Origin of the sequence: Lentzea sp. CA-135723 (assembly GCF_050936595.1) — a bacterium.
Taxonomy (GTDB): Bacteria; Actinomycetota; Actinomycetes; order Mycobacteriales; family Pseudonocardiaceae; genus Lentzea.
The window spans coordinates 6,960,106-6,985,820 of sequence record NZ_JBNJMK010000001.1; the positions used below are offsets into that span (position 1 = coordinate 6,960,106).

21 protein-coding genes are annotated in these 25,715 nt (G+C 70.9%); 5 read left to right on the top strand and 16 right to left on the bottom strand.

Annotated elements, in window-relative coordinates:
- Positions 1 to 2: 2 nt before the first annotated feature.
- The 5 genes from ACQEU1_RS32615 to ACQEU1_RS32635 form a co-directional block, all read right to left on the bottom strand.
- Positions 3 to 521: a TetR family transcriptional regulator gene (locus tag ACQEU1_RS32615; protein WP_433210000.1), complete on the bottom strand. Its 519-nt coding sequence runs from the start codon at positions 519 to 521 to the stop codon at positions 3 to 5.
- 65 nt (positions 522 to 586) lie between these two features.
- Positions 587 to 1,504: a hypothetical protein gene (locus ACQEU1_RS32620; protein WP_433210002.1), complete on the bottom strand. Its 918-nt coding sequence runs from the start codon at positions 1,502 to 1,504 to the stop codon at positions 587 to 589.
- A gap of 138 nt (positions 1,505 to 1,642) precedes the next feature.
- A complete protein-coding gene (locus ACQEU1_RS32625) occupies positions 1,643 to 4,402 on the bottom strand; it encodes an AAA family ATPase (protein ID WP_433210004.1) in 2,760 nt (919 codons plus the stop codon).
- An 86-nt stretch (positions 4,403 to 4,488) separates the two neighbouring features.
- Positions 4,489 to 5,409, bottom strand: a complete 921-nt coding sequence (locus ACQEU1_RS32630; RefSeq protein WP_433210006.1) for an LCP family protein — start codon at positions 5,407 to 5,409, stop codon at positions 4,489 to 4,491.
- Entirely contained in the window at positions 5,406 to 5,912 is a 507-nt protein-coding gene (locus ACQEU1_RS32635) for a SigE family RNA polymerase sigma factor (RefSeq protein ID WP_433210008.1), read from the bottom strand. The genes ACQEU1_RS32630 and ACQEU1_RS32635 overlap by 4 nt, the downstream gene beginning before the upstream one ends.
- 162 nt (positions 5,913 to 6,074) lie before the next feature.
- Between ACQEU1_RS32635 and ACQEU1_RS32640 the strand changes: the two genes are divergently transcribed.
- Complete coding sequence (locus tag ACQEU1_RS32640) at positions 6,075 to 7,688, top strand: ricin-type beta-trefoil lectin domain protein (protein WP_433210010.1); 1,614 nt, start codon at positions 6,075 to 6,077, stop codon at positions 7,686 to 7,688.
- On the opposite strand, the gene ACQEU1_RS32645 is transcribed toward ACQEU1_RS32640, so the two are convergent.
- From ACQEU1_RS32645 to ACQEU1_RS32660, 4 genes are all read right to left on the bottom strand, one after another.
- Complete coding sequence (locus ACQEU1_RS32645; protein ID WP_433210012.1) at positions 7,685 to 8,488, bottom strand: SAM-dependent methyltransferase; 804 nt, start codon at positions 8,486 to 8,488, stop codon at positions 7,685 to 7,687. The two genes, ACQEU1_RS32640 and ACQEU1_RS32645, sit on opposite strands and share 4 nt — an antisense overlap.
- A 59-nt stretch (positions 8,489 to 8,547) precedes the next feature.
- A complete protein-coding gene (locus tag ACQEU1_RS32650) occupies positions 8,548 to 9,582 on the bottom strand; it encodes a hypothetical protein (protein ID WP_433210014.1) in 1,035 nt (344 codons plus the stop codon).
- Complete coding sequence (locus tag ACQEU1_RS32655; RefSeq protein ID WP_433210016.1) at positions 9,575 to 10,045, bottom strand: sigma-70 family RNA polymerase sigma factor; 471 nt, start codon at positions 10,043 to 10,045, stop codon at positions 9,575 to 9,577. The genes ACQEU1_RS32650 and ACQEU1_RS32655 overlap by 8 nt, the downstream gene beginning before the upstream one ends.
- 110 nt (positions 10,046 to 10,155) lie before the next feature.
- Positions 10,156 to 13,164, bottom strand: a complete 3,009-nt coding sequence (locus tag ACQEU1_RS32660; RefSeq protein ID WP_433210018.1) for a TIR domain-containing protein — start codon at positions 13,162 to 13,164, stop codon at positions 10,156 to 10,158.
- 287 nt (positions 13,165 to 13,451) lie between these two features.
- Here ACQEU1_RS32660 and ACQEU1_RS32665 point away from each other — a divergent pair, with 287 nt between their 5' ends.
- On the top strand, positions 13,452 to 13,922 hold the full coding sequence (locus ACQEU1_RS32665; RefSeq protein ID WP_433210020.1) for a DUF4262 domain-containing protein: 471 nt from the start codon (positions 13,452 to 13,454) through the stop codon (positions 13,920 to 13,922).
- Here the strand turns inward: ACQEU1_RS32665 and ACQEU1_RS32670 are convergent.
- Entirely contained in the window at positions 13,911 to 14,864 is a 954-nt protein-coding gene (locus ACQEU1_RS32670) for a helix-turn-helix transcriptional regulator (protein ID WP_433210022.1), read from the bottom strand. The genes ACQEU1_RS32665 and ACQEU1_RS32670 overlap by 12 nt on opposite strands.
- 88 nt (positions 14,865 to 14,952) lie before the next feature.
- On the opposite strand from ACQEU1_RS32670, the gene ACQEU1_RS32675 reads away from it, so the two are divergent.
- On the top strand, positions 14,953 to 15,426 hold the full coding sequence (locus ACQEU1_RS32675; protein WP_433210024.1) for a VOC family protein: 474 nt from the start codon (positions 14,953 to 14,955) through the stop codon (positions 15,424 to 15,426).
- 806 nt (positions 15,427 to 16,232) lie between these two features.
- Here ACQEU1_RS32675 and ACQEU1_RS32680 read toward each other — a convergent pair.
- From ACQEU1_RS32680 to ACQEU1_RS32695, 4 genes are all read right to left on the bottom strand, one after another.
- Positions 16,233 to 17,600: an NAD(P)/FAD-dependent oxidoreductase gene (locus tag ACQEU1_RS32680; protein WP_433210026.1), complete on the bottom strand. Its 1,368-nt coding sequence runs from the start codon at positions 17,598 to 17,600 to the stop codon at positions 16,233 to 16,235.
- Entirely contained in the window at positions 17,601 to 18,815 is a 1,215-nt protein-coding gene (locus ACQEU1_RS32685) for an MAB_1171c family putative transporter (RefSeq protein ID WP_433210028.1), read from the bottom strand.
- Entirely contained in the window at positions 18,802 to 19,359 is a 558-nt protein-coding gene (locus ACQEU1_RS32690) for a hypothetical protein (protein ID WP_433210030.1), read from the bottom strand. The genes ACQEU1_RS32685 and ACQEU1_RS32690 overlap by 14 nt, the downstream gene beginning before the upstream one ends.
- A 64-nt stretch (positions 19,360 to 19,423) precedes the next feature.
- Positions 19,424 to 20,131, bottom strand: a complete 708-nt coding sequence (locus ACQEU1_RS32695; protein WP_433210032.1) for a hypothetical protein — start codon at positions 20,129 to 20,131, stop codon at positions 19,424 to 19,426.
- A gap of 215 nt (positions 20,132 to 20,346) precedes the next feature.
- Between ACQEU1_RS32695 and ACQEU1_RS32700 the strand changes: the two genes are divergently transcribed.
- Complete coding sequence (locus tag ACQEU1_RS32700; protein ID WP_433210034.1) at positions 20,347 to 21,273, top strand: diguanylate cyclase; 927 nt, start codon at positions 20,347 to 20,349, stop codon at positions 21,271 to 21,273.
- Between the two features lie 71 nt (positions 21,274 to 21,344).
- On the opposite strand, the gene ACQEU1_RS32705 is transcribed toward ACQEU1_RS32700, so the two are convergent.
- The gene (locus ACQEU1_RS32705) at positions 21,345 to 22,655 is read right to left on the bottom strand and encodes a DUF2252 domain-containing protein (RefSeq protein ID WP_433210036.1); all 1,311 of its coding nucleotides are present in this window, start codon (positions 22,653 to 22,655) and stop codon (positions 21,345 to 21,347) included.
- A 325-nt stretch (positions 22,656 to 22,980) separates the two neighbouring features.
- Here ACQEU1_RS32705 and ACQEU1_RS32710 point away from each other — a divergent pair, with 325 nt between their 5' ends.
- The gene (locus tag ACQEU1_RS32710; RefSeq protein ID WP_433210038.1) at positions 22,981 to 23,760 is read left to right on the top strand and encodes a hypothetical protein; all 780 of its coding nucleotides are present in this window, start codon (positions 22,981 to 22,983) and stop codon (positions 23,758 to 23,760) included.
- Between the two features lie 3 nt (positions 23,761 to 23,763).
- Here the strand turns inward: ACQEU1_RS32710 and ACQEU1_RS32715 are convergent, their stop codons facing one another.
- A complete protein-coding gene (locus ACQEU1_RS32715; RefSeq protein WP_433210040.1) occupies positions 23,764 to 25,671 on the bottom strand; it encodes an ArnT family glycosyltransferase in 1,908 nt (635 codons plus the stop codon).
- Positions 25,672 to 25,715: the final 44 nt, after the last annotated feature.

Genomic DNA, 25,715 nt, shown 5'->3' on the forward strand with positions numbered 1-25,715 from the left:
GTTCAGGGCTCCACGAGCCTGCGCACCGCGTCCTCGACGGTCTGCCTCCGCACCACGTGGTCCGAGCTCGACGGCGCCGACGCCCACATCGACGCGATCGCTTGGACGAGCTGCAAGACCTGCTCGGCGGCGAACCGGGTCGACACCAGCCCCCGTTCCTGCGCCGACCGGATCGCCTCGACGTCCGCGGCCCTGCTCACCGCCCCGCGCCGCTCCAGCCGTTGCCAGGTGGCGAGCCGGGCGAGCTCGGGGTGCTGGTGCTGCAGGTCGTAGAGCCGGGCCGCGTAGCCCGGCAGGTCGAGGGCGTCGAACTCCACCGACGACGCGTGCACCACCTCGGACTGCACGGCGTCGAACAGCTCGTCCTTGCCGCCGTAGTAGGTGTAGGCGAGACCCGCGGAACACCGGGCGATGCGGGCGATGCGTTCCATCCGCGCCCCGGCGATCCCGTAGGCGGCGAACTCGACGAACGCGGCGTCCAGCAACCGGCGGCGGGTGCGTTCCCGATCGCGGCTGGGCATGCGACCCAGGCTATGGCGAAAGGGCCGCGCCCCTGAAGAGCGCGGCCCCAAGCTGCCTCAAGCAGTTACTTGGCCATGTCGAACCAGTTGAAGCCCTCGACCATCTGCCGGGTCGTGTCGCTGACGTAGCGTGGGCCGGTGAGCTCCCAGCGCGTCACCGTGCGGTAGGTGCCGGGCTGCTGCGACTCGTCCTCACGGGTGTTCTCGTCGTCCTTGACCGGCACGTACTCGTTGAGGACCTTCTTCGTCAGCGTCACGTCGAGTGACTCGTAGGCGGACTGGGTGTAGAGGTAGTCGCCCTGGCCGCTGTCGCCCGCACGGCCGGGGTCGGCGAGCTTGAGCTGGATGGTGTTGCCGTTGAACGACCCGGTGGCCGACACGACCGTGACGATGTGACCGCCGCTGCGCTGCAACGACCCGGTCGTGGGGCCCGCCTTGTAGCGGCCGTACACCAGCTGGATCGGGCCCTCGTTGAGCTTCTTCGCGAGCTCGCCGCCGAAGTCGCTGACGTTGTTGGTGCTCACGACACCCGCGGAGGTGGTCCACCCGGCGTCGCGGGCGGGCTTGGTGGCGATGTCCCACGCCTTGCGGAGGTTCGTGAGGTTGGTGCCGCCGTCGTACTTCGCGTCCACGCCGATGCGCCAGATCGAGTTCGTGATGACGCTGAAGTCGGCCGGGTTCTTGGGGTCGAGGTTGCCGACCTTGGTGGTCAGCCAGCCGACCGGGGCGTTCTTCTCGTGGCCCCAGTAGTGCAGGACGTTGTAGAGGGAGGCCGGGCCGCAGTACGCGCCGCCGTTGCTCTCCAGGCCGGCGCGGTGCTGGTCCACGTCGCTTACGCCGCACTTCTTGACGTTGAACTGCGGTCCGACGAGGTCGGAGGCGCCGACGCACGGGGCGGGCGTGCCGATGACCGGGCCGGCGTGGGCGGCCGGGGCGACGATGGCGGTCAGAGCGGCGGCGGCGATGAGAGCGTTGCGGATCATTTCGGTGTCCCCTTCGAGTTGTTCCCCTGCGGTGACACAAGATTCGCCGGGAGGAACCCCCAAGGGCATGAGGGGACGGCCCTCAACGTTCAGGCGCGAAAGTTGGGTGTATCAGGGACACCCCCACGTCGCTCTGTCTCAGGCGAGCACGCGGGAGAGGTCCCTGCGACCTGCGATGCCGAGCTTCGTGTAGATGCGGCCGAGGTGGTTCTCGACGGTCTTCGGGGTCACGAACAGCTCCTGCGCGATCTCCCGGTTCGCCCTGCCCGCCGCCGCCAGGTCGGCCACCCTGCGTTCGGACGCCGTGAGCGCCTCCGCCCCCAGCACGACCTGCCTGCGCGGCCGGTCGCCGAGCGCTTCCAACGCCTCGGAGGCGCGGGTCTGCAGGACGCTGGAGCCGCACGTCTCCGCCAGTTCGATGGCCTTGTGCAACGGCTCGCGGGCGTCCGACCTCCTCCTCGCCACCCTGAGCGCCTCGCCCAGGTCGACGAGCGAGCGGGTGAGCTCCAGGCGTGAGGGGGAGTCTTCGAGGGTGCTGACCGACTCGGTGAGCAGGGCCAGCCGCTCGTCCGGGCGGGCGTGGGCGAGCAGGCGCCGGGCCGCGCCGAGCTCGGTCGCCGCGCCCCACCTCCTGGCGATCTCGAGTTGTTCGGCGGCCAGCTCTTCGGCGAGCTCGTGCTGGTCGAGCAGGAGCGCGGCCCTCGTCGCCGGGGCACGCCACGGGATCGTCGGCGGGTCCACGTGCACCTGGTGCATCGCGTCGCGCTGGCGGTAGGCCTCGGACATGGCGCGCCTCGGGTCGCCCTCGGCCAACGCGGTGAGCGCGCGCACCTCGTGCAGCCAGATCATCGGCATGGTCAGGCGGGCGTCGGCGTGCCTGCTGTCGAACGCCGTCGTGAACGCCTTCGCGGCCGTGACGTCGCCTCGTTCGAGGGCCGCGTAGACGGCGAAGTGCGTCGAGGTGGCGCGGAGGCTGATCACCTCGGCCACCGGGTCCTCGTGCGCGACGGCGGCCAGCGCGCCCTCGGCCTCCGCCTCGACGGCCCGCATGTCGCCGCAGCGCCAGTTCAGGAAGAGCGACGCGTTCGCCACCATCGCGAACTCGATCGGCGAGCCGTGGGCGCGGACCTTCAGCCTCGCGCGGTCGATCTCGTGCCGTGCCGTGTCGACGCCGTCCGCGGCCATCAGCGCGAGCAACGCCACCAGCCAGGCGACCATCGCGTCCGTGCTGCCCGTCGCGTCGTCGAGGTAGGCACCGTTCGCGAGCGCGCGCGTTGCGGTCGTGGCGACCTCATCGTGCGGCCACACCTCATAGCGGCCCATCTGGGCCAAGAGTCCTAGGAGCGTGCGTTCGTCCGGAGTGCTGCCGGCGAGGCCCGCGTACGCGCTGAGGTGCGTGGACGCGGTCTGGCGTTGGTCGGGGAGGAACGAGCGGAACACCGCGAGCCGTGCTTCGAGGTGCAGCCGTGACTCGCCATCGGGCCGTGCGTCGATGGCCTCGGTGAGTTCGGCGATGGCCGCTGCCGGGCCTTCGAGCGCGGCCGTGGCCGAGGCCGCTGCCGCCACGAGTTCGGCGTCCGGCAGGCCTTGGGCCGCCGCCTTGAGGTGCCGGTGTGCGTTGACCGCGTCGCCGACGCGCAGCAGCGCGCGGCCGAGTTCGGCACGAAGTCCCGCGTCGGCGGGCTTCTCGTCGACGGCTCGGGTCAGATGTCCTGCCGCCGTGCGGGCATCGCCGGCCGCGAGCAACGCCGCCGCGGCCTTCCTGAGCACCTCGGCGGCGTTCGGGAGTGTCCCTTTGGGAGCGTGCACGAGGTGCGCGGCGATCCGGTCAGCCGGAGCGTGGGACTCCTGCAACTTCCGAGCCGCCCCGGCGTGCAGCGAAGCCCGCGCGATCGGCCCCAGGTTCGTCAGAACCGCTTCTCGCACAACGGGATGCGCGAACTCCAACTGCTCGCCGGAGAGCAGGACGTTGGCCGCGGTGAGCGCCTCGACGGCCGCCGGGAGGCCGGTGACCTCGGCCAGTTCCGCCGCCTGCCACGGGTCCGCGTGCGTGCCGAGCACGGCGACCGCGCCGGCGAGCGCGACCGCCTCGGCCGGCAGCCGCCCGAGCGTGGCGCGGAAGACGGTGCTGGGGCCGAGCGAGCCGACCTTCTCGGCCGTCGCCGCGTCGTCGAGCGGCAGGCCGAGCGCGTCGAGCTCGTCGACCAGAACCCCGGAGAGAAAGGGGTTTCCGCCGCTCGCCGCGTGCAGCGCGGTGATCACCTCGGGGTGCCCGCCGACCAGTTCGCCGAGCGCGTCCGCCGTGAGCGGGCGCGGCAGCAACCGGTCGGCGGACACGCTGAGCTGCGCGAGCGGTCCGAAGTTGTCGAGCGGCGGTCTCGTCGCGACGACCAGCGCGATCGGCAGGTCCGCGATCCGGCGCGACAGGTAGACGAGGAACTGCAGCGACGAGTGGTCCGCCCAGTGCGCGTCGTCCACCGTGATCAGCAGCGGCCGGGTGGACGAGAGGTCCACCGCGACCCACCACAGCGAGTGCAACGTGCGGGCCAGTTCGGCCTGGCTCGGGTCGAGCGCGGCGTCGTCCAACGCCTTCAGCGCAGCCCCGGACGGCCCTGCCAGGATCTTCTCGCGGACCTCGCCGGAGTACCGCGACACCGACCGTTCGACCATCTGCCGGACGACGCCCCACGCCATGGCGCTCTCCAGGGCGTCGCCCACCGCCTGGAGCCTGCCGAACCCGCGCTCCTTGGCCAGCTCGCGGCACTCGTGCACGAGCCGGGTCTTGCCGATGCCCGCACGGCCCTCGATGACGACGACGCGACCCTCACCACGGGTGGCTGCGTCGAGAGCTTCACGAATGTGCGCGATCTCGGAGTCACGTTCAAGTGGTTCGCGCACGAATTGATCGTAGCGGCCGTTTCTCGCGCTACATGCAGGTCATCGGCTGCGCAGAAGGGCGACTTGATGCTCCATCCGAGTGATCGTCAGTCGACGCAGCCGTCCTGCACGGGTGCCTCGCCGCCGAACTGCTTCTCGACGAACCGCTTCGCCTGAGCCGGGTCGACCGAGTACCCGAGGACGGTGTCGCGCTCGACCGGTCCGGACACCACCATTGTCGCCGTCCGGATCTTCAGCGGCCCCTGGAACCGCGCCGCGAACTCGACCACGTCGAAGCCCTCGTCCACCTGGATCGTCCCCTTGACCTCGCGGGCCAGGATCCGTGCCTCGTCTCCGCCGAGCTTCGCGGCGAGCCCGGCGAGGAAGGCCTGCTGCCGCTTCACCCGGTCCAGGTCTCCGTTCGGCAGGCCGTGCCGCTGCCGCAGGAACGCGAGCGCCTGGTCACCGGAGATCTGCTGCTTGCCGGCGGGCAGGTCGATGCCGCTGTACTGGTCCTTCGCCGGGGCCTTCAGGCACACCTCGACCCCGCCGATGGCGGCCGCGACCTGCCCGAACGCGGTCATGTTGATCGCGGCCCAGTGGTCGATCCTCTCGCCGGTGATCTGCTCGACGGCGTCGGTGAGCCGGCGCGGGTCCTGCATGTACAGGCTGTTGATCCGGTCGGGGCCCGAGCCCACGTAGATGTCGCGGGGCAGCGAGATGACCGTGGTGGACCCGTCGCCCTCGGAGCGCGCGAGCACGAGCGAGTCGGTCTGGTGCCACTCGTCGGTGCCGATGAGCAGCACGTTCTGCGGTTCCGGCGTGCTCGCGGCCGGTGCGGCGTCGGTCTTCTTGATCGTCGTCGGGATGATGACGGCGGCTGCTGCGGCGGCGGCCGTCAGCGTGGCGACGCCGATGATCAGGCCGAGCGGCTTCTTCTTGCGCTTGTGCAGGTTCGCGAGCACCGTCCGGGAGTCGACGCGCTCCCCGGCTTCGGCCTCGATGGCCTGACGGATCAGGTCGTTCATGCTTGCACCCCCAGGGTGGCGGAACGGGCGAGTTCGTGGGTGCGCAACGTCTGGAGCGCGCGAGAGAGTTGGCTGCGCACGGTCGATTCCGCGCACCCGAGCACCTGTGCGATCTCGGCGTCGGAGCAGTCCTCGTAGTACCTGAGCACCAACGCGGCACGTTGCTTGCGCGGCAGCACGGCGATCCGCGCGCGCATGGCGTCACGTTCGGCGTGCGCGACGGCCGGGTCGGCCGCCGACGGCACGTGCTTCGCGAGCTCCGCGCGTTCGACGGCTATCTCTCTCGCGGCCCTGCGGCGACGCCACGACAGGTAGTCGTTGGTCACCATGCGCTTCACGTAGAGATAGGGCGCGTCCATCGCCCCGATGCGTTCCCACTTGCCCTGCGCGCGCATGAGCACGTTCTGCACGATGTCCTGCGCCAGGTGTTTGTCGCAGGTGATGGCCGTGGCGTACCCCAACAGCCGGTCCAGCCGATCAGCGACGAACTGGTCGAACCCCACGCCGCCCCCTTCTCGTTCGCGGTCGCTTGCGGAGTGGGAAACCCCTCCCGCGACCCGATCCGCTGCATCGACTTCTGTGGCCCGGCTCACCGATGTCTCGGTTCGGACGGATTTCGGTGTGAATCCTTTTCATGTTCACGTCCATGAGCGAGCCTTCACCCCATGCGCATCATCCCTGCACTCGCGCTGTTGTCGCTGCTGCTCGTCCCGGTGGACGCAGCCGCCGCCCCCAATGGCGACTACTACCTGCAAAGCGCCGTGACCGGCCAGAACGCGGCCGTCTCCGGCACCGCCGTCCAGCAACACCGCCCCAAGGGCAACGAGGACCGCCAGCAGTTCTCGTGGAACGGCAGCACCCTCTCCGAAGGCGGCCAGTGCCTCGGCCGCAGCGGCGACACCGCCCAGATGGTCAGCTGCGCGAGCCCCGACGCCCAGTGGGTCGGCCTCCTCGACGACCAGGACAGGTACCGCTTCAAGGACCCCGGCGCCGACCGCTACCTGATCGCGTCCGGCACCGACCAGGTCCGCGTCGGCACCGGCAACGACACGTGGTTCCTGACCCCGGTCAACCCGGTCCGCGTCCCCGTCCCCGCCGACCCGCGGCTGGACGAGATGACGTTCCTGACCTCGCACAACGCCTACGCGAACGGCGTCGACGGCGGCTTCATGTTCGCCAACATCGCCCCGAACCAGTCGCGCGGCATCGTGCAGCAGCTCAACGACGGCGTCCGCGGCTTCATGCTCGACATCCACCAGACCCCCGACGGCGCCATCCTCTGCCACAACAGCTGCACGGCCGTCAGCCGCCCGGTGGCCCTGAACGTCGACATCCAGCGCATCGTCGACTTCCTGAAGTCCCGCCCGACCGAGATCGTCACGGTCTTCCTGGAGGACTACGTCTCAGCCGACGTCCTGCGGTCCGAGCTCTCCCGCGTGAACGGCCTGAACGACGTCCTCTTCCGGGCCGAGGGCGTCCGGGAGAACGGCTGGCCGACGTTGTCCCAGATGAGGGCGACTGGCAAGCGTTTGCTCATCTTCACCGACCACGGCCGCGACGGCCGCGAGAACTCGGGCGTCCTCTACCAGAGGGACTGGACCGTCGAGAACTACTGGTCCATGGGCGCAGGAGTCGGCGGCTCCGACTGGTCCTGCTACTCCCGCTGGGGCGAGAAGCCCCTGACCGCGACGGAAGCCAACTTCCGCCCGCTCTTCGTGATGAACCACTTCCGCGACGTCCCGATGGAGAACACGGTCGCCACCGACAACTCCAAGGCCGTCAACCGGGCCCAGCGCTTCTGCGAGCCGGCCGCCCGCAAGACCCCGAACTACCTGGCCGTCGACTTCTACCACCGCAACACCCCGGCCCTGCCCGCCGAACGCCTCCCGTCCGGCACCGGCACCGTCGAACTCGCCGCGAACCCCGCCCTCTGCCTGGACAACAACGCCGGCGGCACCGCCAACGGCAACCCGGTCCAGACCTGGACGTGCAACAACTCCTACGCCCAGAGGTGGCGCGTCGTCGCCGACGGCACCATCGCCATCTCCGGCAAGTGCCTGGACGTCAGCAACAGCGGCACGACCCCCGGCACGATCGTCCAGCTCTGGGAGTGCAACGGCACGGGCGCGCAGCAGTGGCGCGTGCGGGCGGACGGCTCCGTGCAGAACCCGCGGTCGGGCCTGTGCCTGGACAACCCGAACGCCTCCACGACGCCCGGCACCCGCCTGAACATCTGGACCTGCAACGGATCCGCCGCGCAGGCCTGGCGCTTCCGCTAGACCTTGCGGCCGATGCCCACGTAGACGTCGGCAGGACCGCCTTCTCCGGCCGGGCCGAGTTCCGGGTGCCACTGCGGCGCCGAGACGACGCCCGGCTGGAGGACCTCCAAGCCGGCGAACATGGGCTCGAACTCGGTCAGGGCGCGGAAGTACATGGGGTCGCGGCTGTGCTGCATGGCGTCGACGACGGCGCCCATCTCCTCCGGCTTGAAGTCGGCGGTGAGGTGGGAGAGGGCGATGAGGCTGCCTGCCGGCATCGCGTCGCGGTAGCGGGCCACGACGTCGGCCGGGCCCTTCTCGTCGGACACGAAGTGCAGGACGGCGACCATGAGCAGGCCCACGGGCCTGGTGAGGTCGATCAGGCTCTTGACGACCGGGTCGGACAGGACGTCGTCGGGGCGGCACATGTCCGCCTGGACGACGCCGGCGTTGGGGTTGTCCTCGAGGATGAGCTGGCTGTGGGAGACGGCCACCTCGTCGTAGTCGACGTACACGACCCGTGCGTCCGGGTTTTCCTGTTGCACGATCTCGTGGACGTTGCCGACGGTCGGGATGCCGGAGCCGAGGTCGAGGAACTGGGTGATGCCCTGCTCCATCATCATCAGGACGGCCCGGCGCATGAACGAGCGGTTCGACGAGGCGATGGCGCGGCCGTCGCGCAGGACGTGCAGCACCTTCTCGCCGACCATGCGGTCGGAGGCGAAGTTGTGGCCACCTCCCAGCAGGAAGTCGTAGACGCGTGCCGCGCTGGGCACGTCCGTGTTGATTCCTGCGGGCACCCATGCGAACGGCTCGGCCATGCCCGAGAACCTACTCGCTTGCGCGCACGCGTGTATCGGCCCGGATCGGGTGAACGGCGTCAGCTCGAGTGCACCTGGCGGGCCGAAAGCTGTTCTGCCAGCACCGATGCGCCTGCTGCGCGGGCTTCCGCTGCCAGCCAGCCGAGGTGGTCGTCTGCGCGCGTCGAACGGAGATTCCTGCCCGCGTCGACTGCCTGGGCCGCGAAGTCGGTGGCGAGTGCGAGGTCGCCCAGCGCCAGGTGGTTGCGGGCCAGGGCGATCAGGGTCAGGGTGCGGGCTCGCCCTTCGCCATACGTGCCGAGCTTTGTGGTGAGCGACGGGATGGCGGTCGGTGGGTCGTCCAGGGTTCTGCGGTCCGCCCAGGCGTTGTGCGCGGCCACGAGACCCAGTTGGAACGCCCGGTAGGCGTCGTCAGGTGCGTTGTGGTGCAGGAACATCCGGCCCGCTCGGGTGAGGACGGAGGCGATCAGCGCCTCGTTCTCGGCCTGGCGGGCCAACGTCAGCGCGTGCGCGAAGTGGGGCAGGGCGGTGCCGGGCAGGCCGCTGTCGAACGCCGTCCAGCCCGCCAGCTCGCAGACCTCGGCCACGGCGGTCCACGTGGGAGGGTCGCCGACGACGACCATCGGTTCGACGGCGGCCAGGTGCTCCAGAACCGCGCTGTGGCAGGCGATTCCGCCGTAGCGTTCGTCCAACGCGCGCAACGCCGCCGTGCGCGCGGAGATCGCTGGCGGGGACAGACGGACCGCCGGCACACCGGACGGCACCCAGTCGAAGGTGGGCGCGCCGACCATGATCCGGGCCGCGTGTTCCAGGAAACGCTGCCGTGCCAACGAGTTCTCCTCGGCCAGCTCGGCGGCCTCCTGGAAGCCGTCCGCCACGGCGGCCCGGCACCACTCGCGGGCCTCGGTCTCCTCGCCCAGCGCGAACAGCACGCGGGCCAGCCGGACCGCGCCATCGCCGAGGCGTTGGTCGGCGGCGACCCGGAAGTGCACGGCGGCGTCCCGCAGACGTCCGGCCCGTTCGGCTTCGGCACCCAGGTGGTACTGGCGTTCGACGGCCTCGTCGAGCTCGAAGCCGTCCAGCAGGTCACTCATCACTGCCTCCGAGGATGCGCCGCAACTCGGCCCGGCCGCGGGTGAGGTGCGTGCGCACGGTCGACTCGCCGACGGTCAGCACGGCGGCGATCTCGCTGACCGAGTAGCCCAGCAGGTGGTGCAACGCGACGGTCTCGCGGTGCCTGGGCGAGAGTTCGCGCAACGCGGCGTGCAGCGCCTCGACCTCGTCAGACGGCTCCGCGACGTCGGGCAGCGCGGCGACCGGTGTTTCGCGGTCGCGCTGCTGCCATCGCCTGAGTAGCCGTATCGCGACTTTGAGCACCCAAGCCTCGGGTTTGTCGTACGCGTGGATGTCGTGCCATCGGTGCCGTGCGATCACCATCGCGTCCTGGGCGATGTCCTCGACCACGCGCGAGTCACCGCTCAGGGCCGTCAACGTCCGCGTCACCACGGGCAGGCAGTTCCGGAAGAACTCGGTGAAGCCCTGGTCCGGTGTGCTCAACGGCCCTCCCTTCAGCGCCCGCGTCCATCGTTCACCGCCGTGAGGCGGCCTTCACCGATGACAGGCGTTGAAGACTTCGAAAGCTGAGAGCGGTCGACCAATTCACCCGATCAGGGGAGCAGGTGGCGGAAGGCGGCGACCAGCAGCATCCGTTGCTGGTCGACGTCCAACCCGTCGTCGGTCTCCTTGTCCTGCTTGAACGACTCGACCCGGACGGCGATGTCCACCAGGTCCGAGGCCAGCTCCACGGTGGACTGGTCGTCCGGGATCGGTTCGTTCTGCTGGTACAGCTCGTAGGTGAAGCGCATGCCGATCGTGCCGTCGAACGTGACCTGCTCGGTCGGCAGCTGCATCGCCTCGAACACCGACCGGTACAGCCCGGCGCCGGTGAGGTGCAACGGGGTCATGACGATGTGCGTGGTGCCGAGGTCGTGGCTGCGCACGGAGATCGCGACCGTCGGGCCGTCCGGCGTCGGCGGGACCGGTTGCGGGAACACGGGAAGCTCGGACTTGCGGTCGGCCCGCCAGGTCGCGACCAGCCGGTCGGCCGCGTCCACCAGGTCGATGTGCTTGCGCGGCGCGAGCAACGGGGGCAGCGGTTCCTCGTCCAGCCGCACGATGAACAGGAACGCCCTGCGGCGGGTCATCTCCAGGTTGAACGCCGCCGTCCACTCCGCCGCGACCCACTCGCGCTGCGGGGTGTTCTCCGACCACAGCAGCACGTAGTAGTCCGAGGTCGCCAGTGCCTCGTCGATCGCGGCCGTCGCGTCGTCGCCGGCCGCGGCCTCGTTCTCGTCCAGGTAGGCGTTGACGTTGCGCGCCTCCAGCTCGGCGCGCAGCTGCTCTGCTTGCGCGCGGTCCTTCCCGGCGAACGACAGGAACACCTTGGGGCGGGTTTCGAGCGGCACGGGGTCTCCGTCCTTCCTGAGTCTTCTGCGCAGCGGGCCCGCTGAGGTCTGAACGCCCGCGTCGCCGTGCAGGGACCAGCACGCCCAGTCGGCCGGGTGCCGGTCGGCGACTTCCTTCAGCGCGTGCTGCAGAGCGATGTCTCTCGGGAACCTGGCCAGGTGGTGGTCGAACGCGTCGAGCACCTTGCGTTGCGCGTCGGCCGCCGGTTGCCAGCGGGCGGCGAGGACCGCCGACGTGCCGGCGGTGATGGCCGCGTGCACGAAACCGGTGTCCGCGGCGCCCAGCACGACCGTGCCGACGGCGCGGAAGTCCAGCTTCGCCAACGCTTCCACGGACACCTGTTCGTCGGCGAACTGGAGCCACGACAGGTCGGGGTTCATCCGGTCGTGCATGCCGTGGGCGTGCACGCGGAGGCGCTGGCAGCGGCGTTCGTCCAAAGTCCGTTGCAGCTCCTCGGCTTTCCCGACGATCTCGGTCTGGTCGCCGCGTTGCCCGTGGGAGCGGCGGTGCAACGGGCGCAGCGCGGAGAGGTTCGGCAGGCATGACAACGCGAGGACCCGGCCGAGGTGCGTGCCGGCGACCGGCAGGCCCGTCAGCGGGACGTCCGCGAGCAGGCCGTCCGTCGTCACGACGACCCTGGTCGCGTTGGGAGGCAGGGCTTTGACGACCTCGTCCAGTCCGAGCTGGCGGCTGAGCTCCCGCAGCAGCGCGCTGAGGACCGCCGGGTCGTAGCGGGGCTTCCAGGCCTTGATGCGGCGGATCGTGTCGGTGAGGTCGCCGATGTGGACGTCCCGGGTGAGGTGCGTGATCCGGCGGCCCTTCACCAGCACGTGGTGCAGCCGGTCCGGGGTCGCGTGCATCATCCACACGACCTGGTCCCCCGGCAGCTGCCTGGTGGCGCGCGCGAGCCAGCGCCGGGAGGCCTTGAGGTCCGCGAACCCCGGCAGGTCGCGGTGGTCGAACACCGCCGTGCCCCGCGCGGCCTCGATGGCGACCACCAGGCCCGGCAACGCCTTCGCGCCCTCGCGGTGCACGCGCCGGGCAGCCGCGCGCACCCGGCCGTCGCGCACGTCGGGGGCGGTGCGCAGCATCCTGAGCTTGACGCTGGCGCTGTCGCGGTGGTCGGCGAGGCTCTCCTCGACCCGCTGCGACTCGGCCCAGTGCCGGGTCGCCAGCGCCTCGTGGCCCGCGTCGGCGAAGGTGTCGCCGAGCTTGCGCAGGGCGAGCGCGGTGAGATCGGCGTGGCCCGACCTGCTGGCGACCTCGAAGTGCTCGGCGGCCTGTTCGAGCTCTCCCCGCGCGTAGGCGAGCTCGGCGGCGGTGAGGTGCCACAGCGGCGAGTTCCCTTCGCCCAGCAGGCCTTCCGCCTTCAGCAGCTCGTCGTCGGCGATCAGGCGGCGCACGTGGGTGAGCCTGCGTTCCGGCCGCAGCGTCTGGGTGGCGTCGGGGAGCCGGGAGAGCACGTCAGGGCCCGCCGCGGCGACGAGCAGCGGGAAGAGCCGGCGGGCCGCACCCGCCTGCCGGGTCAGCACGAGCAGGACGGTCAGCTCGAAGAGGACGGCGAACCTCAGCGCGGGTTCGACCTGGTAGCTGGTGGCGCACCTCGTCATCAACGCCAGCGCCTCGTCGTAGCGGACCTCGCGGCGCAGCGCGGTGGCCCGTTGCAGGAACTCGGCCGGACTGCTGGGCGGGGTCGTGGTGATCTTCGCGACGCGGGTGCCCCTGCGGACGTCGAGCAGGACCCGGTCCCGGGCGAGGTGTTCGAGGTGCTCCGGGCGTCCGGCGCGGCGGAAGTGGCGTTCGGCGGCGTCGAGCTCGCTCTCCGCGGTGGGGTAGTCGTAGCGGTCGGCGGCGGCCAGCGCGGCGACGCGGGCGAGCCTCGCCTGCTCCAGTTCGGTGAGCTTGAGCTTGCGCAGCTCGCGGACGTCCCGCTCGGCGGCGGTGTGATCCGTTGCGGCACTGCGGATCTGGGTGCGCAGGATGCGCAGGGTGGTGTCCTTGGTGCGGCTCAGGTACTCGTCGCAGCGTTGCGCGGCCTTGGCCACCGCGCCGAGGTTCAGCAGGGTGGCGCAGTGGTCGTGCGCGACGAGCGGGCTGATCGTCGCGGCCCGGCGGTAGGCGAGGTCGACGCCGAGCACGTTGCCGCGCAGTGCCGCGGACCTGGCGGCCTTGACCGCGTCCGCGAGCGGGGTGCCGGGTTCGAAGTGCATTCAGGCCCCGCAGCCCCTGGCGTCCATTGTGGGCCGTGGCGCATTACCGGGTCCTATTTCGCCCATGTCTCCGTCCGATCGGGAGGACCGGCGGGTGGACACGGCCGCGGCCGCGACGGCCGCGGTGGGACGCGTTCGTTGGCGCATGCACGATCCTCCGTGCGTCGCAGATTAACGATCCAGACGGCCCACAGATCGTTTGTCCACTTTCTGTCAACGAACTGCCCAAACGATCTTGTCGGTGCTCCTCGGCACACTGGATCCACCACCGATCCGAGGAGACCGCGATGTGCTGGGACTGCGACCACCCCGCCGACCGCATGGAAGAACACCTGGCCACCCTGCGCCGCTGCATCGACGCGCGGGGGTGGGCCGTGCAGGCCGTGGAACGGGACAGAGCCCATCCACCGTGGGCCTACACGGTGGGCCTGAGCCCGCACGGCCTGCCGGAGCTCGTCGTGACGGGCCTGCCCGTGCTGGAGGCGGGGCGTCTGCTCGACTCGGCGGCGGACCACGTGGTGCGCGCGTGCCTGCCGTCGCCGGGAGATCGCTTCACCGTGGGCGGCCGGTTGCTGGAGGTCGTGCACGTCGCACGGCCGTGGGCGCATCTGCTGGTGTCGGCGCGGTTGTACGGCGAGGGCATCTCGGCGTTGCAGCTCGTGCACGCGGACGAGGAGGGCCGCTGGCCGTGGGATCGCTCTTACTGCGGCGTGCGGGGAGGGCAGCCGGTGCTGGGGATCAGGGCATCACCGGACTGAGCGGGTGATCCGCCCGCCCAGGCCGCGCAGGTGCTCGACCAGTTCGCCGGGTCCGTGCACCTCGAAGTCGCAGCCCAGCAAGGTCAGGCGGAACGCGAGGTAGTCGATCGTGTCCTCGACGCTGTGCCAGGTGCACGAGTCGTCGCCTGCGGGGGTGATGTCCCCGGCGAAGTCCGCCAGCCGGGCCCGCGCGAGGTCCGCGGGCAGCCGCAGGGTCGCGTGCGCCCGGTAGGTGGGCGCCGAGTCGTACATCTTGCGCGTCACGAACTCCGTCGCGTCCCCGCCCGGCGGCACGCGAGGGGAGAAGCGCGCCCCGGTGGCGACCGCCTCGGACACGCGGTCCAGCCGGAAGATCCGCCAGTCGTCCCGTTCCACGTCGAAGGCGAGGAGGTACCAGCGCCGGCCGAGCGCTACCAACTGAACAGGCTCCACGTGCCGCTTGGAGACCGCGCTCTCATTGGTCACGTACGCGAACCGCACGCGTTCGCGCGCGGTGGTGGCACCGGCGATCACGGTGAGCTGCCCGGGGTCGACCAGCGTGGCGAACGACGCCTCGGCCGCCGCCGTGGCCGTCGTGAGCGCCGAGACCCGCCTGCCGAGCCGAGGCGGCAGCACCTGCTGCAACTTCGCCAACGCGCGCAGTGAGGCCTCGGCGATGCCCGCCACGGGCTGCCGCGCGGCCGTCCGCAACCCCACGGCGATGGCCACGGCCTCTTCGTCGTCGAGCAGCAACGGCGGCATGGCGGTCCCGGCCACGAGCCGGTACCCGCCGAGCACGCCCATGCTGGCCTCGACGGGATACCCGAGGTCCCGCAACCGTTCGACGTCGCGCCGCACGGTCCTGCCGGTGACCCCGAGCCGCTCGGCCAGCTCGCTGCCAGGCCACTCCCGAGGCGTCTGCAACAGGGACAGCAGCCGCAACAACCGAGCCGCATCACTCATGGTCGCCACCCTAAGCACGAACTAGGACCGAAATGGTCCTATCTGCGCCCTACGGTCGTCCTGACGAACTCCGAAGGGAAGAGACCGCATGGACGTCGTGCCCGAGGGCTACCACACCGTGACGCCGTGGCTGATCAGCCGGGGCCAGACCGCGGACCTGATCGACTTCATCGTCGAGGTCTTCGACGCCACCGACCTGGGCCGCGTCGGCGAGGCCCCGAACATCGGCCACGCCGAGGTCCGCATAGGCGACTCGGTGGTGATGCTCTTCGACAAGCCGGACTGGACCCCCACCCCGGGCTTCCTGCGCCTCTACGTGGCAGACGACGCCGAAACCCTGCGCCGAGCCGTGAAACTGGGCGCCAGGGTCGTCACCGAGCCCACCGAACTGTTCTGGGGCGACAGGGTCAGCCGCTTCGCCGACCCGTACGGCAACCTGTGGTGGGTGCACCAGCGGGTCGCCGCGCCCACCCCGGAGGAGATGACGGCGCGGATGGCCGACCCGGCGTTCGCCGAGGCGATGAACTACGTGCAGAGCGCGGTCTTCACCCCGCAGACGTGACCGCGCAGGTGGTGCCGGGCCGGGTGGCATCGGCGGGTGGTGCCGGGCCGGGTGGTGCCGGGCCGGGTGGTGCCGGAGGGTGGTGCCGGAGGGTGGTGCCGGGTGAGGCGAGGGCCGTCGGCGACGGGCGGCCTCCGCGCTTGCCGACGCCACCGGCCTGCCCGTCTCGCCCGGCCGGACTGTCAGACCCCCTCGGTACGTTGGGTCGCGGGGGAGCCTGAATCCAAGGGGACCCCTGCGCCAGCCTGCGCCGGCAAGCCTCGCCCGCAGCCAGCCCGCCCGCAGCCAGCCAGCCCTCCAGCCAGCCAACCTCGGCCCGCCCGCCCGCCCGCCCGCCCGGCCAGCCCACAGCCAGCCCGCCCCGGCCCGCTCGGCCAGCCTCGCCCGCAGCCAGCCCGCCCGCAGCCAGCCAGCCCTCCAGCCAGCCAACCTCGGCCCGCCCGCCCGCCCGCCCGGCCAGCCCACAGCCAGCCCGCCCCGGCCCGCTCGGCCAGCCTCGCCCGCAGCCAGCCAGCCCGCCCGCAGCCAGCCCCGGCCCGCCCGGCCCGCCTGCCCCGGCCCGCCCGCTCGCAGCCGGCCACCGGCCGTCCCGCCTGCAGACCGGCCCTGCTGCCGATCCGCTTGGCCGCCAACCAGTTCCGCCTCAAGTCGGCCCCACCGCCCCAGCCCCACCGCCCCAGCCCCACCGCCCCAGCCCCACCGCCCCAGCCCCACCGCCCCAGCCCCACCGCCCCAGCCCCACCGCCCCAGCCCCACCGCCCCAGCCCGACCGCCTCACCCCAGAGCGCGCACCGCCCGGCCGTTCATCAGCCGGTCACCCGTTCCCGCTCGTCCTCGGTCAGCGTCGGCTCCGGCGAGGCCGACCGAGGCCCGCGCAGCGTCGCCCACAACACCTTGGGGCTCACCAGGTTCGCCATCGGCGCCGACAGCGTGAACGCGTCCAGGAACGCCCGCGTCACCGCCACCTCGGTGGTCGCCGTGCGCACCAGCCGGTCCACGTACCGCTGCAACACCCGCCCCGCCAGCGGCAACGGCTTGCCGACCGCCCCCGGATACAGGATGTCCTGGTTGGTGGCCATGGCCCAGGCCCCGTCCACGACCTTGCCGATGCCGCGCTGGATCTGGTGCGCGGACCGCCCCCGCGCCAGCCCGGCGTCCAGCACCAGAGCGCTCTGCGCCGCGATCGACATCCCGTGCCCGTAGACGGGGTTGTAGGTGGCGACCGAGTCACCCAGCGCCAGCAGCCCGGCGGGCCACGACTTCAAGCGCTCGAAGAACATCCGCCGGTTCGCGGTGCTGTGCGACCCGTACACCGGCGACAGCGGCTCGGCGTCGGCGATCAGGTCGCCGACGACCGGGTTGCGCACCGAGCGGGCGAACGAGACGAACTCCGACTCCGCGGTCGTGGGCTCGCCGCCGCGCGTGCCGGACAACGTGACCAGCCACCGCCCGTCCTCGATCGGCAGCAGCGTGGCGGTGCAGCCGGGATGCGGGTCGCGGGGGTTCGCCTGCACGTTGACGATGGGGAACCCGGACGCGGCGGTCGGGGGCGCGCGGAAGATCCGCGTGGCGTAGGCGAGACCGGAGTCGACGTTCTCCGAGTGCACCTCGGGCAGCCCCAAGGAGACCAGCCACGCGGGCAGCCGGGAGCCGCGCCCGCAGGCGTCCAGCACCAGGTCGGCCTCCAGCGAGGTCCGCCCACCCGAGATGCGGTCCTCGACCACCACCCCGGTCACGCCGGAGGCAGATCCCAGCAGCGACACCGGTTCGGTGCCGGTCAGCACCGAGATCCGGTCGTCCCGCAACGCCTGGGAACGCACCACCCAGTCCAGCAGCCCGCGGCTGCACGACACGATGAACTGCATCTCGGGGAACCGCGGCACCCATCCCTGCGCGCTCAGCGACACCAGGTCGTTGGGCACCCCGATCCGGTGCGCGCCGGCGGCGAACAGCGCGTCCAGCGTGCCGGGCAGCACCGACTCGATCGCCCGCGCGCCACCGGACATCAGCAGGTGCGCGTGCCGTGCCTGCGGAACGCCGGACCGCGACGAGGGCCCGTCCGGCAGCTTGTCCCGCTCCACCACGGTGACCTCGTCGAAGTGCCGCACGAGGACGGACGCCGCGAGCATGCCGGAGAGCCCGCCGCCGAGGACCACGGCGTGTGTCGGTGCCATCTAATCCATTCCCCCTGCTGCTGCCACCCGTGCCGCGTCGGCGACGGCGGCGTCCACGATCGGCGAGTGGTGGTAGGCCCGCGAGATGCGCACCCACCTGTCGTGCTCGGTGGCGAGGTCGGTGCCGTCGACGATCTCCGAGGCGGGACGGCGCTTCGCGGGCTTCGAACGACCCGACGAACCCGCGGCGCGCAACTGGGCGGCCTCCACCACGGCGGCCACCTCGTCCTTCGCCAGCGCGGCCTCACGCGCCAGCGAACCTGCCGCCTCGCCGACGCTCAGGTCGAAGTACGGGGTCAGCGCCCAGCGCCAGTCGTTCAGCTCGATGATCTGCCGCCGCACGCGGTGGTGCGGGTTGAGGAACTTGCCCGGCGCCACCAGCACGATGCCGGGGTTCACGTGCACCAGCGCGCGGTGCAACGGCCGCAGCGCGAAGTACGTGCGCCAGCGCCGCAGCCACAGCGACGGCGAGGGGCGGCGCGGGCCGAAGACAGGCAACGCCATCGCGATCACCAGCGGGATCATCGACAGCGACGCCATCAACGGCGCGGTGGTGCTCAGCACGTCGAAGCTGCGCTCGCCCGCCCAGTCCATCAGCAGCACGAACAGCTTGATGACCGCGAACGCCATCGGGAACAACGCCGCCGCGCAGTACCAGCGCAGCCCGAGCCGCAGCCACGGCCGGGCGGAGATCGCCGGATCGCGCGAGCCCTGCCAGCAGTGGTACGCCTGCCCGCCGCAGCCGACCATCGTCGCCACGAGGTAGATGAACAGGAACACCGCGATCGTCGGCTGCGTCGCGTAGAACGTGTCGAAGTCGATCTGGCGTTCCTCGTCGACCTCGGACTTGAAGAACAGCACGATCATCGCCGCGACGATGGTGGCGTAGCTGACGACGATCAGCCGGACCCGTTGCCACGCCTGGGCCGCCGGGTAGCGCCAGTACAGCACCAGTGCGAACGCGGCCCCCGCGAAGCACACGACGAGGCTGTAGACGAGCAGCGCGGCGAAGTTCGGCACGCCGGAGGCCCAGTTGATCCAGGTGATGTTGGCGGGCGCCGCGAACAGCACGGCGAACGCCGAGAAGAACACGGTCGAGATCAACGCGACGACACGGGGGCTGCCCCAGCTCGACCGCAGTGCGCGGATCTTGTACGCGAGGAGGAGCAGGCCGACGAGGCCGCACGAGAGGTAGATCAGGTTAAAGATCGCCACGACGCACCCAGCGAGATCTTCCCTCGAGCGACTCGGCCACCCGCCGCACGTGCGCGGGTTCCTCGGTGGCGGCCGTGTCGGCCCACACCCGGTGTTCGGTCAGCCTTTCCAGCAGGTGGTCGGCGAGGTTCTCGGCCTCGCGCTCCTCGTCCTCGGTCAGCGTCGTCCGGCCGGCGATGATCTTCGCCATCCTCGGCAGCAGGCTCGGCGCGAGCCGGCGCATGCCCTCGTCCCGGGTCAGCGCAACGGGTTGGTGCTTCAGCAGCACGTGCGCGAACTCGTGCAGCAGCACGTGCAGGCGGTGGTACCACGACGGCGAGTCGGCGCAGATGACGAGATAGGTGCCGTTCTCCAGCAACGCGGTCGCGCCGCTCAGGCAGACGGCGTTCGTGATGGCGGCGAACCGGACGTCGACGCGGCGCCCCAGCCGTTCGCTCATCAGCTCGCAGACGCGGCGGCTCGCCTCCTGGTGCGTGGCGTCGGGCGGCAGGTCGAGGTCGCGGGCGACCTCGTCGACCAGCTTGCGCAGCTTCCTGCGGTTCACCCGTCGCCTCCTCTCGATGTCGTCTGCAGCGGTCCAGGCCGAGATCTTCACGCCGTCGTCGTCATCAAGTGTGGTCCGCGGATGTGCGGCGGCTGTTCAGCGGGAACGACCACCCCTCGCCGCCTTCCAAAGCCTGCCGGAATCCTTCTACCGCAGCGGCCCTCGCCTGTGGGGACAGATCGCCCGTGCGTTCGGCCAGCCGGGTGACGAATTCGACGACGCCGAGTTCGCGCAGGGCGAGGAAATCCGTCAGCTCCGAATCTACTTTCGCCGCGAGGTCGTCGTCGAAGAAGTACGCGGGGTCGGCGCCGAAGTGATCCGCGAGTCCCAGAATGTGCTTCAGTCGCGGATTGTCACTCGTATTGCTCAACAATTCACGGATGTAGCTCGCCGAGATGCTGCCGAACTGACCGGACGAGCTGATCGCGGCGGCGACCTCCTCCGGCGACCACGGCCCCCGGTCCGGCGGGTGCACGGCTTCGAAGAGCGTGCTCAACGCCGTTGCGCGCCAACCCGGTCTTTCGTTCGTGTGCAGCTCACGGCGCCCATCGAGGAACACGGCGGGGTGCACGCCGAGCGCGCCGGCGAGGTCGACGATCGCCTGGCAGGTGGGGTTGTCCTTCACGCCGAGCCGCAGCTGCGAGATGTAGCCGTGCCCGATGTCGCCACCCCGTGCCTTGACCGCGGCGGCAAGCGCTACGTTGGTGACCTTGCCCCGGCCATCGGGCGGGTTGGTGCACAGCTCGTTGAGGACCTCGGCGAACGGCCTCACGCCACACCTCCGCTGGAGCGACTCAGGGCCCGGTGATCGTTCCACTGCTGTGGAACCAAGAGATCATATGACATCACAGGGGTTGAATCCACCTGTCCGTAGTTCTATGATCACACTCCGCCGCTTGCACTGATGTGTCGCGTTTGATCCGAACGACGTCACCTCAGTTGAAAGGGGCAGATCGGGCCGGTCGGAGCTGAAGTCTGGGGGGACTCGTGGCGACTGTGCGGATGGGGCTGCCGGCGGACCGCGGTTCGCTGCGCCTGCACGACGAGAGCGCTCCCTCGCGGTGCGGTTCGTGCGCGCAACCCGTTGGGGCGTGGGCGACTGACCGCCTCACGGGCCTGCTGGGCCGGTGGGGCTGGGACGACCAGGCGCCGGGGACGTACCGCCGCGCGCAGTGCCGGTGGGAACAGGTCGCGCTGCTCATGGTCGACCTCGACCGCTTCAAGAAGATCAACGACGAGTACGGCCACCCGGCGGGCGACGTGGTGCTGTCCGACGTCGCCGCCGTCCTGACCGCCCACACGCGACCGACGGACCTCGTGTGCCGCTACGGGGGCGACGAGTTCCTCGTGCTGCTGCCGCGCACCACGGGCGGAGAAGCGGCCTTGGTCGCCGAACGCATCCTGCGCGGCATCCGCGCGTTGCAGTCCGAGGTCACCACCAATGACGGCCACCACCTGACGTTGCACGGCCAGACGGCGTCCATCGGCGTCGCGGCGCACGTGCCGACCGCCGAGGACTCGTTGCTCGACCTGGTCCGCGACACCGACGCGGCCCTGCAACGAGCCAAGCGCGCGGGCCGCGCCCGCGTCCAGCTGCACGACCCGAGCACGCACCCGGCCGAGCGCACCGACTCCGCCGCCCTGCACCACCTCCTCGCATTGCAGGACCTGATGAGCAGTGACCAACTCCCGCAGGTCCTGGTGGGCCTCTCCGACGGCCCCAAGTCGGCGGAGGAGCTGATCGCGGTGCTCGGCCCGCGCGTGATCATGACGCTGGAACGCCTGCAGGACAACGGCTTCGTACTCCGCCGCGCGTCACGCTACGAGCTGACGGCCGCCGCCCGCGAGTGGATCACCGACGTGCTGCCCGCCGTCGCCGCCTGGACGAACCGGCACCACGGCCGGGTCGGCTGACCGGACAACGGGCGCGAGGGCGTCGTCCGGCACGGCGACACCCTCGTCGGCTGCGAGTCGGAGAACAGGGCCTAGGCGGTCGCGCCGACCCCCTTGATCCGCCCGTCCCGGAACGCGTCCACGAACAGCCGGTGGTCCTCGCGGGTCTGCCGGGCGTAGTCGAGTGCGAACTCCACGATCGACGCCACGAAGTCGGCCTCGCGGTCGCCGATCGCGGCGGCGATCGCCTCCTCGCACTGGAAGTCGACGAGGGTCTGGGCCGAGTCCGAGTCGGACACGCAGTGCATCTTGGCGGTGGCGCGGCCCAGGTAGTCGAGGACGGGCAGCATGTCGGCGGGCTCGGTGAGGTCCGACCAGTCGAGGTCCGCCTCGTACGGCGACAGTTCCGCGACGACGTAGCCGACGCCGCCGATCCGGGTGTGGCCGAGCCACGGGTCGGCGTGGGCCTGCAGCGCCCGCTGGCTGACGGCGGTGCGGTGGCCGTGGTCGGTGAAGTAGTCGCGGATGCGCTGGTCGGGCACGATGCGGCTGGGCGCCGCGATGTTCGCCTGCTTCATGGAGAGGACGACGTCGTTCTCCAACGCCTGGGAGCGGCCCTCGACCAGGATGTTGTAGGCGTGCAGGCCGGCCGATCCGATGCCGAAGCCGCTGCGGCCGACGATGTCCTTCACGGCGTAGGTGCGCGACGAGGCGCGCTTGCCGGTGGGGATGGTGTCCAGGTAGGACTGGAACGCCTCGGTGACGGCTTCCAGGACGTCGGACGAGAGTTCGTGGGTGCCTTCGCGGTCACGGCGGAAGCGGCGTTCGTAGTCGACGATGGCGGTCTTCTCGTCGAGCAGGCCGATGCGCGTGGCCAGCCGGGCCCGTTGCAGGACGCGGTGCAGCGCGCCCTCCGTGCTGTCCAGGCCGAGGCTGAAGAGCTCGTCGTTCGGGTGCTCCGCGAACGAGCGGACCTGCGCCACGTAGGACTTCAGGTAGGTGGTGATCAGGTCGGTGATCACGCTGTCGGGCAGGGCCTTGCGCCACCCGAGCAGGGCCATGGACGCGGCGAAGCGGCGGAGGTCCCAGGTGAAGGAGCCGAGGTAGGCCTCGTCGAAGTCGTTCACGTCGAAGACCAGGGTGCCTTCGGAGTCCATGTAGGTGCCGAAGTTCTGGGCGTGCAGGTCGCCCTGGATCCACACCCGGCTGGTGCGGTCGTCCGCCCACTCGTCGGCGAGGCCCGCCATGTCCGCGTAGAACAGGCAGGCGCTGCCGCGGTAGAAGGTGAACGGCTCGGCCGCCATCTTGCGGAACTTGTGCCGGAACGCGGCGGGGTCGGCGGACATGAGGTCGGCGAAGGCCTCTTCCAGCACGCTCACGATCTGGTCGCCGCGGTCGGTCATGGTGATCCCTTTCTCCGGATGCGAAATCCCAACACGGCGGAGAGCCGCAGGAGGCGTGCGCATGCAAATTTCGCCTCTGGTTCGGCCCGAGTTGGGGCACGAGGCCTCGCAAAACGGAAGAGCGAGCAGGAATCGAGAAGCCCGGACCCGCACGCGCGCCTAACGTCGGCTGCGTGTGCTTCATGTTCGGTGCGAGCGAGGAGCAGGTGCGCCGCGTGCTCGAGGAGGCGCGGCAGCAGGCCGGTGAGGACGAGCCGGTCGGCGCGACCGAAGACTGGTCGCAGGACTAGGGATCGCGTTCGTGCCCGGAGGGAGAGTGCCGGGCATGGACGGATCTTTGTCGCGCCGGAGCGTGCTCGCCGCGGGAGTGGCGGGCTCGGCGGCGGTACTGCTCGGCACCACGAACGCCTCCGCGGCGACCCTCGTCACCCAGAGCGAGATCAACTCGCAGCCGACCTTCTACGAGGTGAACGGCGCCGCGTCGTCGTTCCGCTACGAGCCCGCGTTCTACGCGCGGCTGGAGGCGTGGCACGTGCACTGGCGCAACTGGACGCCCTACCACTGGACCGCGCCGCACAAGATCTACTCGTACGGCGCGTACGTGAACAAGCCGGGCATGCACGGCGAGGGCAGGGCGTTCGACCTCGCGCGCATGCTCATCACCAACCGCGACACCGGGGCGACGTTCACCGCCTTCAACGCCCGGTACGACCAGTGGAAGAACTCCACCGGCGACGCGCTGCGCACCGCCCGCATCCGTTACTGGGGCACGATGGCGTCCCTGCACTACCACTTCCGGCACGTCCTGTCGTACCTCGACAACGCCGAGCACCACAACCACGCCCACATCGACAACGCGATCTCGGGCAGCGGCGACTCCAGCTTCACCACCGGCTCGGCGACCCAGACGTACTTCGTCCAGGCCGCCTGCCAGTACATCTGGGGCTACTCGACGGGCATCGACGGCGACTGGGGCCCGCAGACCCAGCGGGACTCCTCCGCAGCCCTCGTCCGGGCCGGCTCCGACGGCGTGATCACCACGCAGAGCCGCTGGCTGGCGTTCTGCAAGGCCAGCGCGCAGCAGGCCTGGGCGCTGGTGCCCTGACCGTCACGCCCGGCACTCCAGCAGCCGCGCGCCGGACGACCCGCCGTAGGCGCTCGGGTCCACCGCGGAGCAGTGCGCGTTGATCCACTCCTGACGGCCGTTGTCACCGCGGCCGTCAGGACCGCGCGCCCCCATCCGGTCTCCCATGCCGAGCACGAACCTGAGCTTCCCCTCGGAGACCCACGACTGCAGCTGGCCGACCGACGGCGCGTTGTCCGAACCGGAGAACCCGCCCATGCCGATCACGACCTCGTCGGTGCCCATGATGAACGGCGACGCCATCTGCGCCGACCCGGCGACCGCGAGGGTGATCTCCGCGCCACCGCCGTTCGCCTTGGCGTACGCCAGCATCCGCCGTTGCTCGTCGGTCAGCTCACGACCACCCGGCGGTGTCCCGATCTGCGGGCGAGCTGGCCGACTGCCTTGAGGCGGCGGCCCGCCGGCGTAAAGCTGCATACCGCCGCGTTCCGTCGGCCCCGCTGCGGGCATCACGCCGTTGGTGCTGGACGTCGCTGCCGTCGCCGTGGACCACACGGCGGGCACGAGCAACACGGCGACCACGGCCGCCACCAGTCCGGTCCGGCGCAACCCGGCCAGCAGCACCACGATCGCCGCGAACGCCACCGCGAGCACGGCCCACCGCACCCAGCCGTGCCACGACGTGTCGCGCGAGACCACGACGAACGCCCACCCGGCCGTCAACGCCACCGCCAACGGCAGCAGGAACCGCACGAAACTCCTGGCCCGCCAGAACATCATCAGCCCGGCGGCGCTCAGCGCGGCGATCGCGGGAGCCAGCATCGTCGTGTAGTACGGGTGGAAGATGCCCTGGGCGAAGCTGAACACCACCGCCGTGACCAGCAACCAGCCGCCCCACATGAACCAGCTCGCGCGTTCGGCCGGCACGCCGGGAACGCCGCGCCGCCACCGCAGCACGCCCGCGACCGCCACGACGACCAGCACCATCAGGCTGAGCGGCAGCAGCCAGGAGATCTGGCCGCCGACGGAGGCGTCGAACATGCGCGCGGCGCCGGGTTGGCCGCCGAACATCGCGCCACCGCCGGGACCGAAGAGCTCCACAGGGCCCTGGCCGGTGGGTGCGGCACCGGACGGCATCCCTGAAGGCGGTCCACCACCCCGGTTCCCACTGCCGCCGAACACCCGGCCCAGCCCGTTGTACCCGATGATCAGGTCCCAGGCCCCGCCATCCGTGCTCCCACCGATGTAGGGCTTCGACCCCGGCCAGAACGCGTGCAGCGCCACCCACCAGAACGACGACACCACCAGCACCCCGGCCGCCGCGACCAGGTCCAGCACCTTCCGCCGCCACGCCCCGGACGTCCCCACCAGGTAGGCCAGACCGAACGCGGGCACCACGATCCAGGCCTGCAACATCTTCGTCAGGAACCCGCACCCGACGAAGAAAGCACACCACAGCAACCACTTCGTGCGAGGACGTGCCTCCACCGACTGAACGGACCGCGTGAACGCATAAGCGGCCGCGACCAGCAACAGCACCAGCAACGTGTCCGGGTTGTTGTCCCGGTTGATCGCCACGGTGATCGGCGTCAACGCGAAGATCAACGCCGCCAGCAACGCCACCCTCTCGTCCGCCCACAGCCGCACGGTCCGGTGCAGCAGGAACACCGCCGCCACGCCCTCGATCACCTGCGGCAGCAACACCGCCCACCCGTGGAACCCGAACAGCCACACGGAAACCGCCTGCGGCCACAACGCCATCGGCGGCTTGTCGACCGTCACCACCCCGGCCGGGTCGAACGACCCGAACAGGAAGTTCGGGAACGACGTCGACATCGACTTGGCGGCGGCCGAGTAGTAGGAGTTGCCGACCTGCCCACCCCAGATCGCCCACGCGTACAGCACGCCGGCGAGCACACAAACGAAGACCAAACCCCAAGCGGGCCAACGAGAACGCTGTCCCACGACCGGTTCCC